At 52.0% G+C, this 229-nt stretch carries 1 rRNA gene; it reads right to left on the bottom strand.

The features are described from left to right. Positions 1–229: ribosomal RNA gene (locus WA407_RS26905) — 16S ribosomal RNA — on the bottom strand; the annotation flags it as partial.

Raw genomic sequence — 229 nt, 5'->3', positions numbered from 1 at the left:
TGCTGGCAACTAAGCATAAGGGTTGCGCTCGTTGCGGGACTTAACCCAACATCTCACGACACGAGCTGACGACAACCATGCACCACCTGTCTCCTCTGTCCCGAAGGAAAGGCCTATCTCTATACCGGTCAGAGGGATGTCAAGACCTGGTAAGGTTCTTCGCGTTGCTTCGAATTAAACCACATACTCCACTGCTTGTGCGGGTCCCCGTCAATTCCTTTGAGTTTCA

This window comes from Paenibacillus sp. 203 (genome assembly GCF_037027525.1).
GTDB lineage: Bacteria > Bacillota > Bacilli > Paenibacillales > Paenibacillaceae > Paenibacillus > Paenibacillus polymyxa_B.
Note: the sequence above shows the minus strand (reverse complement) of the source record. Positions and strands in the feature narration are given on the sequence as shown.